The organism is Pseudomonas lini (assembly GCF_030812475.1).
Classification (GTDB): domain Bacteria; phylum Pseudomonadota; class Gammaproteobacteria; order Pseudomonadales; family Pseudomonadaceae; genus Aquipseudomonas; species Aquipseudomonas lini_A.
Genome location: NZ_JAUSSR010000003.1, coordinates 221435 through 238476, shown reverse-complemented (window position 1 = coordinate 238476; position 17042 = coordinate 221435). Strand labels below are relative to the sequence as shown.

Annotated in this window: 9 protein-coding genes; 4 read left to right on the top strand and 5 right to left on the bottom strand. The window is 59.9% G+C overall.

Features of this window, described 5'->3' with window-relative positions; genetic code table 11:
- The first annotated feature begins 92 nt into the window (after nucleotides 1–92).
- A complete protein-coding gene (locus tag J2W17_RS07490) occupies nucleotides 93–5807 on the top strand; it encodes a dermonecrotic toxin domain-containing protein (protein WP_307331617.1) in 5715 nt (1904 codons plus the stop codon).
- Nucleotides 5808–5927: 120 nt separating this feature from the next.
- Here J2W17_RS07490 and metE read toward each other — a convergent pair whose 3' ends face one another.
- Nucleotides 5928–8240: a 5-methyltetrahydropteroyltriglutamate--homocysteine S-methyltransferase gene (gene metE / locus J2W17_RS07485; RefSeq protein ID WP_307331614.1), complete on the bottom strand. Its 2313-nt coding sequence runs from the start codon at nucleotides 8238–8240 to the stop codon at nucleotides 5928–5930.
- A gap of 119 nt (nucleotides 8241–8359) precedes the next feature.
- On the opposite strand from metE, the gene metR reads away from it, so the two are divergent.
- The gene (gene metR / locus J2W17_RS07480) at nucleotides 8360–9277 is read left to right on the top strand and encodes a transcriptional regulator MetR (RefSeq protein WP_064679500.1); all 918 of its coding nucleotides are present in this window, start codon (nucleotides 8360–8362) and stop codon (nucleotides 9275–9277) included.
- A gap of 122 nt (nucleotides 9278–9399) precedes the next feature.
- On the opposite strand, the gene J2W17_RS07475 is transcribed toward metR, so the two are convergent.
- The 4 genes from J2W17_RS07475 to J2W17_RS07460 all read right to left on the bottom strand — a co-directional run bounded on the left by J2W17_RS07475 (nucleotide 9400) and on the right by J2W17_RS07460 (nucleotide 12572).
- A complete protein-coding gene (locus J2W17_RS07475; RefSeq protein WP_307331610.1) occupies nucleotides 9400–9897 on the bottom strand; it encodes a GNAT family N-acetyltransferase in 498 nt (165 codons plus the stop codon).
- 2 nt (nucleotides 9898–9899) lie between these two features.
- Complete coding sequence (locus tag J2W17_RS07470) at nucleotides 9900–10538, bottom strand: LysE family translocator (RefSeq protein WP_307331607.1); 639 nt, start codon at nucleotides 10536–10538, stop codon at nucleotides 9900–9902.
- Nucleotides 10539–10560: 22 nt separating this feature from the next.
- Nucleotides 10561–10992, bottom strand: a complete 432-nt coding sequence (locus J2W17_RS07465; protein WP_307331603.1) for an NUDIX hydrolase — start codon at nucleotides 10990–10992, stop codon at nucleotides 10561–10563.
- Between the two features lie 200 nt (nucleotides 10993–11192).
- On the bottom strand, nucleotides 11193–12572 hold the full coding sequence (locus J2W17_RS07460) for an HD domain-containing phosphohydrolase (RefSeq protein ID WP_307331602.1): 1380 nt from the start codon (nucleotides 12570–12572) through the stop codon (nucleotides 11193–11195).
- Between the two features lie 255 nt (nucleotides 12573–12827).
- Between J2W17_RS07460 and J2W17_RS07455 the strand changes: the two genes are divergently transcribed.
- Entirely contained in the window at nucleotides 12828–15134 is a 2307-nt protein-coding gene (locus J2W17_RS07455; protein ID WP_307331599.1) for a putative bifunctional diguanylate cyclase/phosphodiesterase, read from the top strand.
- On the top strand, nucleotides 15131–17005 hold the full coding sequence (locus J2W17_RS07450; RefSeq protein WP_307331596.1) for a putative bifunctional diguanylate cyclase/phosphodiesterase: 1875 nt from the start codon (nucleotides 15131–15133) through the stop codon (nucleotides 17003–17005). The genes J2W17_RS07455 and J2W17_RS07450 overlap by 4 nt, the downstream gene beginning before the upstream one ends.
- The last annotated feature ends 37 nt before the right edge of the window (nucleotides 17006–17042 follow it).

Below are 17042 nucleotides of genomic sequence, written 5' to 3'. Positions count from 1 at the left end.
AACTATGTAGTGCCTATGCCCCGCAAGATTTTCCTTAAATGGCTCGCTCCAGGAGTGGAACCACCGCTCCGGCCACACAGAGCCAAATTGCCATGACCGATAGACTTCTCTTCGACCTCCCCTTCCCGGCGCCAGCAGTAATACCCCCCTTATCCCCGTTGCCAGCCCTGCAGGACGAAAGCCTGTTTCTGAAGGCCTCGGCACGCTGGCGCGAAAGCAGCCAGGGCCTGCGTGAGCTGGTGACCGCCTGTCCAGTATTACGCGACACGCTCGATCAACTGCTCAAACAGAAACTCGATCTGGACGGGCAACAATCCGGCTTGCTCTTCGCCGCCACGGATGAGCATCAGAAACGTTTTGTCAGCTTCACCGATGCAAGCGCCTTTGTCCTGCAACACCCGACGCTGGAGCCAACGCTTGATCAGCGCTGTCGAGTGACCGGCCTGAACCAGGCCCATCCCCTGGCGACCCTGACACCTGTGCAGGTGCTCGAACGACTCAAGACCCTCAACCCGGAACAGGCGCACGGCGAGCGCTGGCGTACCTTTTGGGACACGCGCGCACCTGGTACCGCGGTATCGCGACAACAACGGGTAACCCAGCTTTATCGTCAGCACTTCGAAGCGGCTACCCACCTGGCATTCGCTCAGAGAACCCTGACCGCGGATCAGCTCAAGCCGCTGCAACTGCTCATTGACCCGCCCGCCGGGGCACTCACTCTGGACGACAAGCCCATCCACACCGAGCAACTGGCGCTGGTGTTGAGCAACAATGCCAGAGTCAAACTCACAGGCGCGTGGGTCATTACCACGGGCGATGCGGCCAGTGTCAGCCAATTGCTGTATCTGCCCAGCCAGCCCGTCGCCATCCAGCTATTCAAGCAACGCAGCGACATGGAAGACTGGCTATCCCTACAGTCACTCATCCCCAAAGGCTTGCCCACTGCCGACATGCGCTTTGAGTACACCGCCAAAACCGACCCGTTGAAGGTCGGCGCAAGCGATTTGTTTGCGGCTCATCAGCAGTCTCAGATCAGCGTTTTACGCCACGGAACCCGCGGCAAATCCGACTTGGCGGAGCACGGTGCACAAGCCCTCGCCCAGGCCGATCAAGTTGATCGACAGCGCAGTACCCGCATATTTTTCGCCTCGCCACCCAAGCTGGAACCTCAGGATCCGCTCGTCGAGGAAGATGCAGATGCAGATCAGCAAGCATTATTCGGCAGCTTGTTTGCCGATATTCCCTGGGGCCTGCGCCAGGCTGCACTGCGCACAGAGCGCGATGCGCTTGAAGCCTTGTTGGAAAAAGACGGCGAAGCCGAAAACAAACAACAGATCAAAGCGTCGCTCGAAGCTCTGGAGACTGCCGAAGAAACGGCTGACACAGCCGCCTCCGCCCTGCTGTACCGGAAGCGAACCCTGGACCTGACAACCTTCAATCGCGAGTTCAACAAGCTTTATCAAGCGCACAAGGACGGCCTGTACGCCGAGGCCAGTGTTCAGTTTGCCCTGGGCCAGCTCGACAGCGACGAGCACGGCATGCTCAAAGCCGTGCTGGATACGCCTGCCGCGGCTGAGCGCGATACGGCCATCGTCGCGGCGAGCCTGACGTTGTCGAGCAGCGAAAACAAGGCCGACAACACCCCGGCGCAGACCGAAGCGCTCAACGGTGCGTTTGTCATTACTCGCTCGGCCGCCCTGCAGGATCGCGCCTCGACCGAGAGTCTTCTGCTCTACTGGCCAGGCAGCGGCGGGGGCTTGCAACGGTTCGCTAACCGCCGGGCACTGGAGCGGCAGGTATTCAAGATTCAGGACCAGGATAAAGACCTGTCGGTGCAACTCAACGCCATCGAAACCGACCCGTTGCTTTACAGCCTGAACGAGCTGAGTACCGACTTCGATACAAAGGCGGGCGTCATACGTCAGCAGGCCGAGCAGAACGACGACCTGGAGATCCTGCGCCAAAAAACCCTTGCCGACCTACGGGTGCCGGTACGCGCCGCCAGAAGTCTGGCCTTCGCCCAATTGCAGGAGCAAGACCGCAGCGCTGACGTCGCCGCTAACCAGCCGGACTGGCTGCACAAACTGACCGCAGCTGAACGAACCGCACTCAAAAGCCTGATCGAGGCGTACATCCCGGCGATGCACCGCAGCCACGAACTCATGACGGTCGCCCTGGAACCGCGGGACGACTTCACCCGTAAACTCTTGCACGCCCGTCTGCGCAAGGACTTCGCGATCACGGGCAGTTTCGAGGTGAAACTCGATCTGCCCGATTCGGCGAAAATGGAAAAGCAATTCAGTCCCGGCGCCGGACATTCCGGTTATAAACTCGTGCTGATTCCCAGTACCAAACGCAGCAAAATGTCACTTGAGGAGTTGGCCCAGCTCAACATCGACAACACCCCGTCGATGAACCTGGAGCCGTTTTTACTGCGGTTGAGCTTCATGCAGGTAGAAGTTACCGCGGCGGATGAAACTGAACGCCAGACCCTGGAGACCGGCATAACCCTGGCTTATCTGAAACGCGTCCTGCCGGAACTGGATCTGCCCAAGGCCTATGAACAACGGATCCGGGACGCCTTCATGGGGGCGACCACCGAGTCCGCATTCGTCAAGGAGCATCGTAGGGAAAGCTTGATTGAGCCCTGGGCCCTGATGCTCAAATTGCAGGGTGAATTCGCGCGCCTGCAAAAACAGATCGACCAAAACGACCTGCAAGTCCTGAAAATCGCCATCGACGCCAACACCTCCCAAGCGTGGAATGCCGATGACAAGCGCATCGTTCTGCTGCCGGCCTATTTGAGCCCCGGTGGCAAGGACACGCCCAATGAAGGCCCCGTCACCTTGTCCGGCGTGACCTTCATCGAAGAACAGGTCAGCGGGGTCACCTTGCTGTACCTGCCCGACAGCCCCGATGACCAATTCCTGCGCCGCTACGACAGCCTGGAAGCGGCTCGCAAGGGCCTGTTCAATCTGTGTGTGCATGACAAATGGGTCACCTACCTGGCGGGCCGGGCCCTGCAAGGCAAGGTACCGGCCCATGTCAGCCGGATCAATCAGGCCATGCTGACTCACTTCGACGCCTTGATCGGTGTCGGCGAGCGCTGGCCGGCGACCACCTCGTTGGCCGAGCACCTGCTCAATGCGCATATGGGACGCCTGATCGAAGCCCATCGCGGCACGTCCCGCTCCAACGATGCGCTGTATATGGAGCGTTACGCGCTGAAAGGCCCGCGCGCCTTCAATTACATAAAAATGGCGGTGGGGCTGGTGCCCTTTGTCGGCACGGTCCTCTCGCTCTACGATGCCTGGACGGCCGCGAATCAGGCGGTGGCGGCCTTTTTACGCGGAGAAGTGGGTGACGGTCTGGCAGAAGTCGAATCGATGCTGCTGTCACTGATCGACGCGGTCATGGACCTGCTCCCAGGTGAAGCAGCCAGCTCGGTGCTTTCGCGCACGGCCCGCTCCATTACACGAGTGCGCCAGCTTCGCAGGTTGCTCGCCAATCCCGCAGCGCTGCGTGAGTTGTCAAAGCGTAACGCCCGGCATCAGGCCACACGGTTCGCCGATTACGAATATGAACAACCGATTTCCCTGGACGAGCTGCAACGGGGCACCGATGGCCTGTATCGCGATGTTTATCGGCATGCCGACGGCTACTTTATCGTCCGCCAGGGCCGCATCTTCGAGGTTGAACTCAGCGCAATCGCACGCAGCTGGCGTTTGGCCGGCAATTCCCGAAAGACCTACAAACAACCCATTGCCCTGGATGAAACAGGTCAATGGGACATCTGGGATGGCGTCTACGGAACAACCTCGAATGACCGATTGCTCGGTGGCGGGCAAGTGCTCGGGCAACTGGCCGATGTACTCGACCCCATCTGGCCACTGTCCATTCGTCGATTTTTGCCAGACTTTTGGACCCAAGAATTGTTACGCCGCATGGGGCGGTTGCGGGCAACAGTGGATGATCTGGGCCATCGATATAATCGCCAACTCCGGCAAACGAATGTGGCGATGGAGAAGCTCCAGGAAACAAGGGAAATCTATCAGGTTGCCCGTCGACAAAACGCCGATAGCGATGCTGCACTCGAGCCACTCAGCGAAGCTCAGCGAACAGAACTTTCCAAACTTGTGCAGGCTGCCGATGCGGAGTGCATCCGAGATATCGAACTGGCCATCCCGCGATACAAAGCAGTGGATGAATTGCACGGATTGGTCATGGGCAACACGAAAACCAAAGCGGCCCTCGCACGAAGCGAGTGCGCCTGGATAGTGACTGACCGGTTCAAGCTGCGCGCACATTTTACCAATGAACGAATTGATTCGTTGACGGTGCAGGCTAATAAACTGATACGCAAACTGGAGGACTTGCCGGAAGGGCTCGATGGGTACCTGAACGTCATGGAGCAATTGCGTAAAATACGCGTAAAAATTGTCAACGAAGTGGATCAGTTCGATGAATTTATAGACAAGGCGGACCGATGGTTCCCTCTGATCACCCGCCCCACAAAACACACTCCCCCGACGAAAGTAGAAAAAAGTTATGCAAAGCTGCGAGAGGATATTGACTTATTCAAGTCAATAAGCGGTGACAACGCGGATATCTTGAGAACCGAACATCTGTTGGAAATCGTCAAGCGTGTTGGCACTACCAATAACAGGGCCTGGTTCGACCTGCAAAAGCAGACGAAGAGCCTGCGCAAGATGATGTACGAAACCCTGACCAATCATCGAAATCTGGCGGAAGTCAGCATTACCCCAGAGCAGCGCGACCAGATAATCCAGGCCTGCCTCGATGTTTACACGCAATACCATAAAGGCCTGCGAGGCTGGTCCACCAGTTATCCTCAATATTTCCATCCGGAAGCCATTGAGCCGCTGCTGATCAGTATCAAGAAGTTGGCCGAACGAGCCCGCAAAGGCATTCGCAAAGCCAAGCCTGAAAAAACGACCGGGGAGATCACACCCGTACAACCGACCGGGGAGATCACGCCCGAACAACCGACCGGGGAGATCAGAAAAGCGATCTTCACCACTGAGGACGATCGATTGCTTATCGGGGAGCAATGGTCAAGTACGACTCAAACGCGACAATATGTCATAACTGGGCCGGGTGGATCCAGGCAAGTCTGGGAGCAAGCCAGCAATGGCAAGTTCCGCCTGTTGAACCCACCCGACGAGCTACCGGACGCGACTCACACGGATCTCGCAACTCTGGTCAGCGATGCCAGGCAACGCCTGGATGACCTGCCGGCACATCAAGCCAGGGTTCAGGGCTATGCCAGGCCGGACAGCCCTCCCGTCGACCTGGAAGACATGATGACATTCGAGGCGGACGTGCTGACCCGCAGCGCTCTGCGCATCGAAGAAGCGGATGCGACCAACCCGATCATTCAACTACTGCGCACCAAGGCTGCCGAACACAAAAGGATGGGCAGGCAAATGCGTACCACGCAATCACTGGCCAGTAAAAAGCCTACCGACGGCATGTTGGACGATCTGATCGGTCAAGAAGCGGTGGAGATCCATAAATCCGCGCCGATCAAAAGGTTGAGTAAACCGAAAAAACGCGCCGACTATATGCAGGAATACGAAGTCTGGGACCTGACGCAGACCCCACCCGCACTGCTCTGGTACGCCCACTTCCATTATTCCAAGGCCGCACCGGTGTTCGGCGAATTCGAGAAAGCCCACTTGAAGCTGCGCGAACACCGTTTTCTAACCCATGCTGACGACGCCACCCTGCCTTACGCGGACATCGGCAGACAATCAATCGTGCTGCCGCATTTCGCCAAGCTTTGATGCGTAACAGGAGCAGGCTTGCGTAACGCAGTAAGCGCACTCACTGTGGGAGCGAATTCGCTCCCACAGGTTTCGCACTTCAACCGCCACGCTTCGAGTGACCCGCTCCTTGCTGGTGCTTTATGCCAACTGGCTTCGCAATTGCCGAGCCGCCGCCACCATGTTCACCAGCGCTGCCTCAGTCTCCGGCCACGCCCGCGTCTTCAGCCCGCAATCGGGATTGACCCACAAGCGCTCGGCCGGAATCCGCTCCACTGCCTTGCTCATCAACTTGACCATCTCGGCCGTGTCCGGCACCCGTGGCGAGTGGATGTCGTAGACGCCCGGGCCGATGTCGTTCGGGTAGTCGAACGCTTCGAATGCCTCCAGCAACTCCATGTCCGACCGCGAGGTTTCGAGGGTGATCACGTCAGCGTCCATGGCCGCGATGGACTGGATCACGTCGTTGAATTCGCTGTAGCACATGTGGGTGTGGATCTGGGTTTCGTCACGTACACCCGAAGCAGTCAAGCGGAACGCTTGCACGGCCCAATCCAGATATTCCTGCCATTGCGCGCGGCGCAGCGGAAGGCCTTCACGGAACGCCGCTTCGTCAATCTGTACGATCTTGATCCCGGCACTTTCCAAATCCACCACTTCGTCACGCAGGGCCAGGGCCAGTTGTTGCGCCTGGACTTTGCGCGAGACGTCTTCGCGGGGGAACGACCACATCAGCATGGTCACGGGACCTGTCAGCATGCCTTTCATGACCTTGTCGGTCAGGCTCTGGGCATAGGTGATCCAGTCGACGGTCATGGCGCTCGGACGGCTCAGGTCACCGTAGATGATGGCCGGTTTGACGCAGCGCGAGCCGTAGCTCTGGACCCAGCCGAAACGGGTGAAGAGATAACCATCAAGCTGCTCGGCGAAGTATTCGACCATGTCATTGCGTTCGGCTTCACCGTGCACCAGCACGTCCAGCCCCAAACGTTCCTGGACTTCTACGGCATGGCGGATTTCGCTGTGCATGGCGTCGGTGTAATCGTTGGCCGACAGCTTGCCTTGCTTGAAGGCCTGGCGTGCCAGGCGGATCGAACCGGTCTGCGGGAACGAACCGATGGTGGTGGTCGGGAACACTGGCAGTTGCAGGCGAGCGCGCTGCTGCTCGATACGCTTGGCGAACGGCGAATGGCGTTGGCTGTCCGCGGCGCCGATGGCGTTGAGGCGGGCCTGAACTTCAGCTTTATGGATCCGCGGCGACTGGGCGCGGCTGGCCTGGATCGCACGACTCTCGGCCAGGGCGGTTTGCACCTTGGGCGATTGCGGGTCATTCAAGGCATCACGCAGCACGGCGATTTCACCGCATTTTTGCACGGCAAAGGCCAGCCAGCTTTTCAGTTCCGGGTCGAGCTTGTCTTCACGCTCCAGGTCTACCGGGCTGTGCAGTAGCGAGCAGGAACTGCTGACCCACAGGTTGTCGCCGAAACGTTCCTGGGCAAATTGCAGTTGTTCGAGCACGGGCTCCAGCTCACAACGCCAGACGTTGCGCCCATTGACCAGGCCCACTGAGAGAATCTTGTAGATCGGCAGGCGGTCGAGCACGTGCAGCAGTTGGTCGGGGGCACGCACCGCGTCGATGTGCAAGCCTTGTACCGGCAGGCCGACCGCCAGCCCGAGGTTGTCTTGCAGGCCGCTGAAATAGGTCGCCACCAGCTTTTTCAGCGGCGAGTATTGCAGTATGTGATAGGCGCGCTCGAAGGCGTTTTTCCAGTCCTGGGGCAGGTCGAGGGTCAGGATCGGTTCATCGATCTGCACCCATTCCACACCCTGCCCGGCGAGGCGACCGAGGATTTCGTTGTAGACCGGCAGCAGCCGTTCCAGCAGGTCGAGTTTATCGAAGTCGTCGCCTTTAGCCTTGCCCAGCCACAGGTAAGTCAGCGGGCCGATGATCACCGGCTTGACGTTGTGGCCCAGGGCCCTGGCCTCGTCGACTTCGTCGAACAGCTGTTCCCAGCTCAGATTGAATTGCTGATCAGCGCTGAATTCCGGGACCAGATAGTGGTAGTTGGTGTCGAACCACTTGGTCAGTTCCTGGGCGTATTGCGCTGTGACATGTTCGCCGCCGCAGCAGCTTGCGGTAGCGCCACGGGCCATGGCAAACAGGGTGTCGAGCGTCGGCAGGCCGCGTTCGTTCTTGGCGCTGTCGAAACGCTTGGGGATCACGCCGAAGGTCAGGGAATGGGTCAAGACCTGGTCGTACCAGGCAAAGTCGCCCACCGGCAGCAGGTCGATGCCGGCATCTTTCTGCACTTGCCAGTGGTTGGCGCGCAGCTGGCGACCTACGCTTTCCAGCGCATCCTGGTCGAGATCGCCCTTCCAGTAGGCTTCAAGGGCTTTTTTCAGTTCGCGATCAGCGCCGATGCGCGGGAAACCCAGAGTGTGTGCCAAGGCCATGGTGAAATTTCTCTCATAAAAGTAGCTGTAAAACATGGTGCTATTGTCGACAGCAAACCCAACATGAGACAAACTCAACCTTTTCGTGTTGATCACAAGTTTTCCTCATGGAGCCGCCGGTGCTTGAAATCCGTCACCTGAAGACCCTGCATGCCTTGCGCGAAGCTGACAGCCTGGTGGATGCCGCCGATCGGTTGCACCTGACGCAGTCGGCGCTGTCACACCAGTTCAAGGAGCTGGAGGAGCGCATGGGCATGCCGCTGTTCGTGCGCAAGACCAAGCCGGTGCGTTTCACCAGCGCCGGGTTGCGCCTGCTGCAATTGGCCGACGCCACCCTGCCGCTGCTACGGGGTGCCGAGCGCGACATTGCGCGGCTGGCCGGTGGCACTGCCGGGCGTCTGCACATGGCGATCGAATGCCACAGTTGCTTCCAGTGGCTGATGCCGACCATCGACCAGTTCCGCGACGCCTGGCCGGAGGTAGAACTGGACCTGGCCTCGGGCTTCTCCTTCGCCCCCTTGCCGGCCCTGGCCCGGGGCGACCTGGACCTGGTCGTGACCTCCGATCCGCTGGAACTGGCAGGGATTACCTATGTGCCGCTGTTCACCTATGAAGCGATGCTCGCGGTCGCCAACCAGCACCGATTGGCGGGCAAGGCCTACATCGTCCCTGAAGATCTGGTGACGGAAACGCTGATCACCTACCCGGTGGAGCGTGACCGGCTGGACATCTTCACCCGCTTCCTGGAACCGGCCGACATCGAACCGGCCCAGGTCCGCACCTCGGAACTGACAGTGATGATGATGCAACTGGTGGCCAGCGGCCGCGGGGTGTGTGGCATGCCCCATTGGGCGCTGCATGAATACAGCTCACGGGGTTATGTGAAGGCCAAGCGCCTCGGTGAGAAGGGGTTGTTTGCGACCTTGTATGCGGGGATTCGTGCCGACATGCTGGATGCGCCCTATATGCGCGACTTTTTGCTGACGGCCAAGGACACGTCGTTCTCGACCCTGGATGGCGTCAGCGCTGTTCGCTGAGTCCCTGTAGGAGCGAGCTCGCTCGCGATGGACGTTAACGATGACGCGGGCTGCCTGGATTAACGCGGCGCCCTCACGTCCATCGCGAGCAAGCTCGCTCCTACAAGGGATCTGTGGTGGATTCAGATCTCGCGCCACATGTGGAGCTTGTCGAAATACTCCTCGCCCACCCGCACCGCCATCGGTTCGAGGCCGAACTGGATGAAGCCGCAACGCTTGTACAGGTTGATCGCCGCATCGTTGCCAGCAGTCACGGTCAGCTGGACCAGCCTCAAGCCCTGACGGTCCTGTGCTTCAGTCAGCGCTGCCTGGACCAGCGTGTAGCCCAACCCGCGCTGGCGGGCCTTGGCGGATACATACATGCCAAACAATGTCGCCTTGTGCCGGGCCTTTTCCCGGGGCTCGAAGGCCAGGCCGACGATACCCACCAGCCCGCCCTCTTCGAACGCGCCGAACACCACGTCGAGCTTGCCGGTCAGGCGCGATTCCCACCAGCTCGGCGGCATCACCGCGCGTTCGCGCACGGTGGAGGTAAACGCCTGGGGATGCAGGTCATAAGCTTCGAGCATCAGTGCCCGATAATCCAGGGCATGCCTGGCATCCAGCCGTTCAATCCACACGATCAAGCCGCCCGGCGTTGTTCAAGCATCAACCGCACGGCCAGGGCCGACAACACGAAGCCCATGAAATAACGCTGCACCGCCAGCCAGGTCGGGTTGTTGACAAACCAGGACGCAATGCCCGCCGCGAACAGTGCGATGAGCAGGTTGACACTGAAACTGACGCTGATCTGGGTCAGGCCGAGGAGGATGCTCTGGGTAAACACCGAGCCATGCTCAGGCGTGATGAACTGCGGGAACACCGACAGGTAAAATACCGCGATCTTCGGGTTCAGGGCGCTGGTCAGAAAGCCCATCGTGATCAGTTTGCGTGACGAGTCCGGTGGCAATTGCTGCGCTTCGAAGGGTGAACGCGCCCCCGGCCTGACCGCCTGCCACGCCAGCCACATCAGGTACAGCGCACCGGCCCACTTCAGCACTTCATAAGCCATCGGCACCGCGAGGAACACGGCGGTCAAACCGGCAGCCGCCGCGAACAGGTGCACGAAGAATCCCGCGACCACGCCGAGCAGTGAAGTCACTCCGGCCTTGCGCCCCTGGCAGATCGAACGGGAGATCAGGTAGATCATGTTCGGCCCCGGTGTCAGCACCATCAGCAACGCGGCGGCGGCGAAAATCAGCAGGTCTTGAAGCGGGATCATGGCAATTCCCCGGCGTGAATGATCAGGCGATCGCGGTCAGCGAGGCTCGATAAAACGGCAGGATCAGGTCCCGTGTCAATGGCGCCAGGATGAGATTGCCGTCGGTGGCCGGGTCGATCCAGCGCACCTCTTCGATCTCGGCCGCCGGGGATACGTCTGAGTCGACAGTCAGTTGAAAGACTTCGGCCTGGACGACAAACCCCGGCTCGTTGGCGGCCGGTGCCGAAAATTGCCCCAGCCAGGTGGCGTGCGCCGGATCGATGACCAGGCCCAGCTCTTCCTCCAGTTCGCGGGCCAGGGCGTGGATAGGTTGTTCATGGGCTTCGATCTTGCCGCCCGGTTGCATGAAGGTTTCGGTGCCGCGCTTGCGCACCAGCAAGGTGCGGCCGTCGGGGCCGATCAACAGGGCGGCAGCGATACGGATGAGACGGGGCGAGACGGAGGATAGGGTCATGAAGCGGATCTGGCTTTGGGTAAAAGGCGCAAGGATCACATGCGGGCCGAGGCGTCGTCACGCGGAAAAACATCTGCCAAGTCCCCCTCCCCTCTGTAGGAGCGAGCCTGCTCGCGATGAACGTGAGGGCGCTGCGTTCATCCAGACAGCGCGCGTCATCGTTCACGTCCATCGCGAGCAGGCTCGCTCCTACAGGGGGGTCAATGCAGGGCCGGGGCAACATTTTCCATCTCGAGAATTGCGCCGTTCACATCCTCAGGTATCTTCACAAAAATGGCGTATTTCGCCCCTTCCATGGCTTCGAAGGCGATCAACTTATCCACCAGCGCCCCGTTCAACACCTTGCCGGCATTGAGCAGCAACATCCCATTGTCGGCATTGAGGTTGCGCGCCAGGATCATGCCTGCCGCCAGGTCCCGGGTGGTCAGCACCTTGACCAAAGGATCGGCCAGCGAAACATCGCTCAGGTACGCCGCACAGACCTGGATGAAATCCTCCACCATCCCGGGATCGTAGAGCCGGCCGGCATAGTTGCGGATATAGACCAGTGCTTCATCGCTGTTCATCTGCCGCTCGAGAATCAGGCCACGCTGCAATTCGATGAAATCCACCGCCAGTTTCAGCAGCCGTGAACCGAACGGAATCGCCTCGCCCTTGAGCCGGTCGGGAAAGCCATTGCCATCCCAACGCTCCTGATGGTGAAGAATCAGCCGCGCCGCATCCTTCAACGGCTCGAGCGTCATCAACAGTGACTCGCTCTGTTTCGGATAACCGCGGTAGCGCTCCCGATCGTTGTGATGCAGCAGGTCCGCCGGCGCGGTCATCATATTGTCGGTCCAGCTCAGCTTGCCAATGTTATAAAGCGCCGCGGCCATGGTCAGGTCGCGACCCGTACCTTCGTCCAGCTCATGCCGTTGGCAGTAGACCCGCACCAGTTCGATGATCTGGCGGTTGGTCTGTTTGGCCGGCGGCAATCGCAGGTTGGCCAGCAGCGAGAACACCTCGGTGCTGGTGACATAGCTGTGCTTGAGTTCTTCGTAGGCCAGGTCGAGCATGTCCGCGGTCTGCTGCAGCTCGGCGGTACGGGAGGCGACGTGTCTCTCCAGGGTGGCATTGAGCAGCCTCAATTGCTCGTTCTGATCCCGTGTCTCCTGCATCAGACGCAAGCGTTCACGCTCGGAATACTGGTAGGCCAGGGCTTGTCGCAACGTCAGCAGCATTTCCTCATCGTGCCAGGGTTTACTGATGTAACGATGAATCTGCCCTTCATTGATGGCTTTGATAATGACCGACGGATCGGCGTAACCGGTCAGCATGATTCGGGTGGTGTCGGGGTAGCGCTGATGGATATGGGCCAATAGCGTGGCGCCGTCCATATTGGGCATGCGAGCATCGGTCATCACCAGGTCGACGGGCTGTTGCGCCATGATATCCAGGGCCTGGGCACCACTGGTGGCCAGCAGCACGTCGTAGGGTTGGCCGCGCAACAAGCGACGCAGGCTGTTGAGGATCGACTCCTCATCATCGACCAGCAGCACCTTGGGTTTATCAGTCAATGTCGTGGGGAGTTGCTCTTCCATGGCGTTACCTCGAGTGAAACGGCTGTATCGCAATCAGGTTCCGGACAAACATCCCCTATTGTCGGAGCCTGTCCTTCAGGCTAGATGATTTTGCGCGTGATCCGGAAATGATTCGTTTGATTCTGTAGCGCGAAGTGCTGGACAGAGGTCTATGCTCAGCTGACTCGGATCCATAATCTGTACGTTCGGCCAGGAGATCAGGGAAAGGATGCCCTCTATGAACACACCCCACCATAAAGACGCTGGTCCCGGCGCATGTCGATGAATTCTTTGCTGGCTCGGACCAACCGGCGGATTCTGATCGTCGACGATACCGCCTCGATTCATGCCGACTTCGCGAAGATCCTCAGCCCGCCTTCGTTCGACGACGACAGTCTGATAAGCGCTGAAAATGCCCTGTTCGGCACCTCCGCGGCCATTTCACTGCAAAGTTTCCTGCTCGATTCGGCGTTTCAGGGGCTGCAGGCACTGGACAAGGTCGAGACGGCTCTGGCCAACGACCTGCCCTATGCCATGGCCTTCATCGACATGCGCATGCCACCGGGCTGGGACGGGCTGGAGACCATCGAACGGCTGTGGCAGGTCGATCCCAAGCTGCAAGTGGCACTTTGCACCGCCTATTCCGATTATTCCTGGGAAGACATCGACGAGCGCCTGGAGCTGGGCGACCGCTTGCTGATCCTGAAAAAACCCTTCGATGCCATCGAAATCCGCCAGATGGCGAGCGCGTTGACCGCCAAATGGCAGATGACCGAAGACGCGGCATTGAAAATGTCGCTGCTGGAGCAGGCCGTCGAGGAACGCACCCGGGAGCTGTCCGATGCCAATATCATTGTGCAAAACAGTCCGACCATCCTGTATCGGTTGCGGGGCGAACCGTCGTTTCCGTTGATGTACATCTCTCACAACATCACCAAGTACGGGCACATTGCCGCGGCGCTGGTGTCGTCGGCCAACTGGGCCCAGGAGCTGATCCATCCCGACGATCAATCGAAGGTCGACACCGCCATGGCCCGGGTGCTTGACCGCCATGCGGCGGGCGCCTCCATCGAATTCAGGATGCGCACCGGCAATGGCGCCTGGCGCTGGGTGGAAAACCGCTACATCCCGGTACGCGACAATGAGGGCCGCTTGCTCGAAGTCGAAGGCATCATCATCGACATCACCGAGCGCAAAGTGGCCGAGGAGAAAATCGCCCTGCTGGCTCGCACCGACGGGCTGACCGGGCTGGCCAACCGCGCGACGCTGATCGAGCGGCTGCACCAGGCGTTCGCCGCCGCGCGACGGGGTGCGGCCACCTTTGCCATATTTTACCTGGACCTGGATCACTTCAAACGCATCAACGACTCGCTGGGCCACCCGGCGGGCGACCTGCTGCTGCAAGAGGTCGCCCGCCGGATCAAGGCCTGTGTGCGGGAAAACGATGTGGTCGCCCGCCTGGGCGGTGACGAGTTCGCGATCTTGCAACTGGATGTCAGCGACCCGACCCAATCCGCAGGGCTGGCCGCCAAGGTCCGGGATGCGCTGGTGTTGCCCTACTCCCTGGCCGGCAATGATGTGCGGGTCTCGGTCAGCATCGGCATCAGCAGTTACAGCCCGGCCAGCACCAGCGCCGACGGCCTGTTGACCCAGGCCGACATGGCGCTGTACCGCTCCAAGGAAAAGGGGCGCAACCAGTACCACTTCCACTCCGAGGAAATCAATCAGGAGGTGGTCGAACGCATGGCCATCGCCAGCGACTTGAGAGAAGCCATCGAACACGAGGAACTGGAACTGCATTACTGGCCGGAAGTGGACCTGAGCAGTGGCAGGATCCTCGGCATGGAAGCGCAGGTCAGCTGGAACCACCCCGAACGCGGCCTGCTGGAAGCTTCGGCATTTCTGCCCGCAGCGGAAAAGACCGGCACCATCGTCGCCCTCGGTCACTGGGTGCTGGATCGTGCGTGCCGGCAAATGCGCCAGTGGCGCGACGACGGCATGGCACCTCCGGTGATCGCAATCAAGCTGTCCCTGGCCCAGCTCAAGAGTGGTCCCGAGTTGATCTACGACGTGCTGCGCACCACCGCGCGCTGGGAACTGTGCCCCTGGGACCTGCGCTTCGACGTCACCGAAGCGACGCTGGCCCAGACCAAATGGACCCACAACGATGTGTTGCCACGTCTGCGCGAGCTGGGGGTGAAGATCGCCATCGACGACTTCGGCACCGAATACTCCTCTTTCGACTACCTCAAGACCTACCAGGTCAATCACCTGAAACTCGCCCAGGCCTTCATCGACACCGCGGCCCGCGACCCGGCCAGCGCGAACACCCTGCGCGCCATCATCAACTTCGCCCGGGAGGTAGGGATCGGCATCATTGCCGAGGGCGTCGAAACCCAGGAGCAGCGCAGCTCGCTGATGGCCACCGGTTCACCGATGAACGCCCAGGGTCATTACTTCAGCAAAGCCGTCAGCAGCCAGCAGGCCGCCGAGCTGTTGAAGGCCGGCAGTATCGCGCCCGCGAGCCACGAGCTCGGGCCGATGCAAGACAACCCGCAACGCTCCACGGGGGACAAAAGATGAAAATCCCTTTCGTGCGAACCAACCGGCGCATTCTGATCATCGACGATACGCCCTCGATCCATGAGGATTTTCGCAAGATCCTTGGCGCGCAAAGCGAAGATGACCGAAGCCTGGCCGGCACCGAACAAGCGCTCTTCGGCACCGTGCAGCTCGATCGGCTGACGTTTCAGCTCGACTCGGCCTACCAGGGTTCGCAAGCCCTCGAAAAGGTCCAGTGCGCACTGGCCGAAGGCCGGCCTTATGCCATGGCCTTCATCGACATGCGCATGCCACCGGGCTGGGACGGCCTGGAGACCATCGAACAGCTGTGGAAGGCCGACCCGCACCTGCAAATTGCCTTGTGCACCGCCTATTCCGATTACAGCTGGGAAGACATGGCGGAGCGGCTGGAATTCGGCGACCAGTTGCTGGTGCTGAAAAAACCCTTCGACAGCCTGGAAATCCGGCAGATGGCCAGCGCCCTGACCTGGAAGTGGCAAATGGCTCAGGACGCGGCCATGAAAGTCCTGAGCCTGGAGCAAACCATCGAGGCCCGGGTCCTCGAACTGCTCAAGGTCTCGCATCTGTTGCAGTACGACGTCCTGACCGAGCTGCCCAACAGTACGTTGCTCGGTGACCGCCTCAACCAGTCACTGGCACTGTCCCGGCGCCATGACAAGCAGCTGGCGGTGATGTTTCTGGGGCTCGACCGCTTCAAACGCATCAACAACGCCCTGGGCCATCCGGCCGGTGACCAGATGCTCAAGCAGGTCGGGCGCAATCTGGTGGCCTCGGTGCGTGAGTCCGATTCGGTGTTTCGCTACGGTTCGGACGAATTCGTGGTGATCCTCGCCGACATCCGCCACCCACAGCAGACCAAGGGCATCGCCGAAAAACTCCTGAAGGCCATCCGCGAGCCCCAGCACATTGCCGGCCACGACCTGAGCGTCACTGCCAGCCTGGGCATCAGCATTTATCCCGACGATGGCTTCGATGCCATCTCGCTGATCAAGAAAGCCGAAACCGCGATGCGCAACGTCAAGGAAAACGGCCCGAACGACTTCAGTTTCTTCATCGACGAAATGAACCAGCGGGCCCGGGATCAGCAAAGCATCGAGACCGGCATTCGCCTGGCGCTGGAACGCAACGAATTTGTCCTGCATTACCAACCCAAACTGGACCTGGGCAGCGGTCAGGTCGTCGGCGCCGAGGCCTTGATCCGCTGGCATAAACCGGGACATGGCTGCGTCTACCCGTCGGACTTTATCGGCGTGGCCGAAGACAGCGGCCTGATCGTCCCGTTGAGCAAATGGGTATTGGCCCAGGCCTGTAGACAAGCCTGTGCGTGGCAGGCGGCTGGGCTGCCGAAGATCTGCATATCGGTGAATGTATCGGCCATCGATTTCCGCCAACGGGACTTTGTCGACGGCATCGAGCAGGTACTCAAGGACACCGGTCTGGAGCCGGCCTTGCTCGAACTGGAAATCACTGAAGGCGTGTTGATGCAAAACATCGATGCCACCGTCACCGCCCTGAACCGGATCAAGGCATTGGGGGTGCGACTGGCCATCGATGACTTCGGCACCGGCTATTCCAGCTTGAGTTACTTGCGGCGCTTTCCCGTCGACGTGCTGAAAATCGACCAGTCGTTCATTCGCAGCTTGAGCAGCGACAGCAATGATGCCGCGCTGGTCAGCGCCATCATCAGCCTGGGCCGCAGCCTCAAGCTGACGATCATTGCCGAAGGGGTGGAAACCCTTCAACAACTGGATTTCCTCAAGGCCCATCAATGCGAGGAAGGCCAGGGATACTACTTCAGCAAAGCCGTGGAGCCGGAGGCATTCGTCCGGTACCTGCGGTCGGTGCAGCTCTCTTCATCCGTCGCCACGTGAACGATTCGCAAAGACACTCGGGCCATAGGCCAAGGAA

Excerpts from the sequence above, each read along its gene's own strand:
- J2W17_RS07490 (WP_307331617.1), top strand. The coding sequence starts at position 93 with ATGACCGATAGACTTCTCTTCGACCTCCCCTTCCCGGCGCCAGCAGTA.
- metE (WP_307331614.1), bottom strand. The coding sequence starts at position 8,240 with ATGGCCTTGGCACACACTCTGGGTTTCCCGCGCATCGGCGCTGATCGC.
- J2W17_RS07470 (WP_307331607.1), bottom strand. The coding sequence starts at position 10,538 with ATGATCCCGCTTCAAGACCTGCTGATTTTCGCCGCCGCCGCGTTGCTG.
- J2W17_RS07465 (WP_307331603.1), bottom strand. The coding sequence starts at position 10,992 with ATGACCCTATCCTCCGTCTCGCCCCGTCTCATCCGTATCGCTGCCGCC.
- J2W17_RS07460 (WP_307331602.1), bottom strand. The coding sequence starts at position 12,572 with ATGGAAGAGCAACTCCCCACGACATTGACTGATAAACCCAAGGTGCTG.
- J2W17_RS07455 (WP_307331599.1), top strand. The coding sequence starts at position 12,828 with ATGTCGATGAATTCTTTGCTGGCTCGGACCAACCGGCGGATTCTGATC.
- J2W17_RS07450 (WP_307331596.1), top strand. The coding sequence starts at position 15,131 with ATGAAAATCCCTTTCGTGCGAACCAACCGGCGCATTCTGATCATCGAC.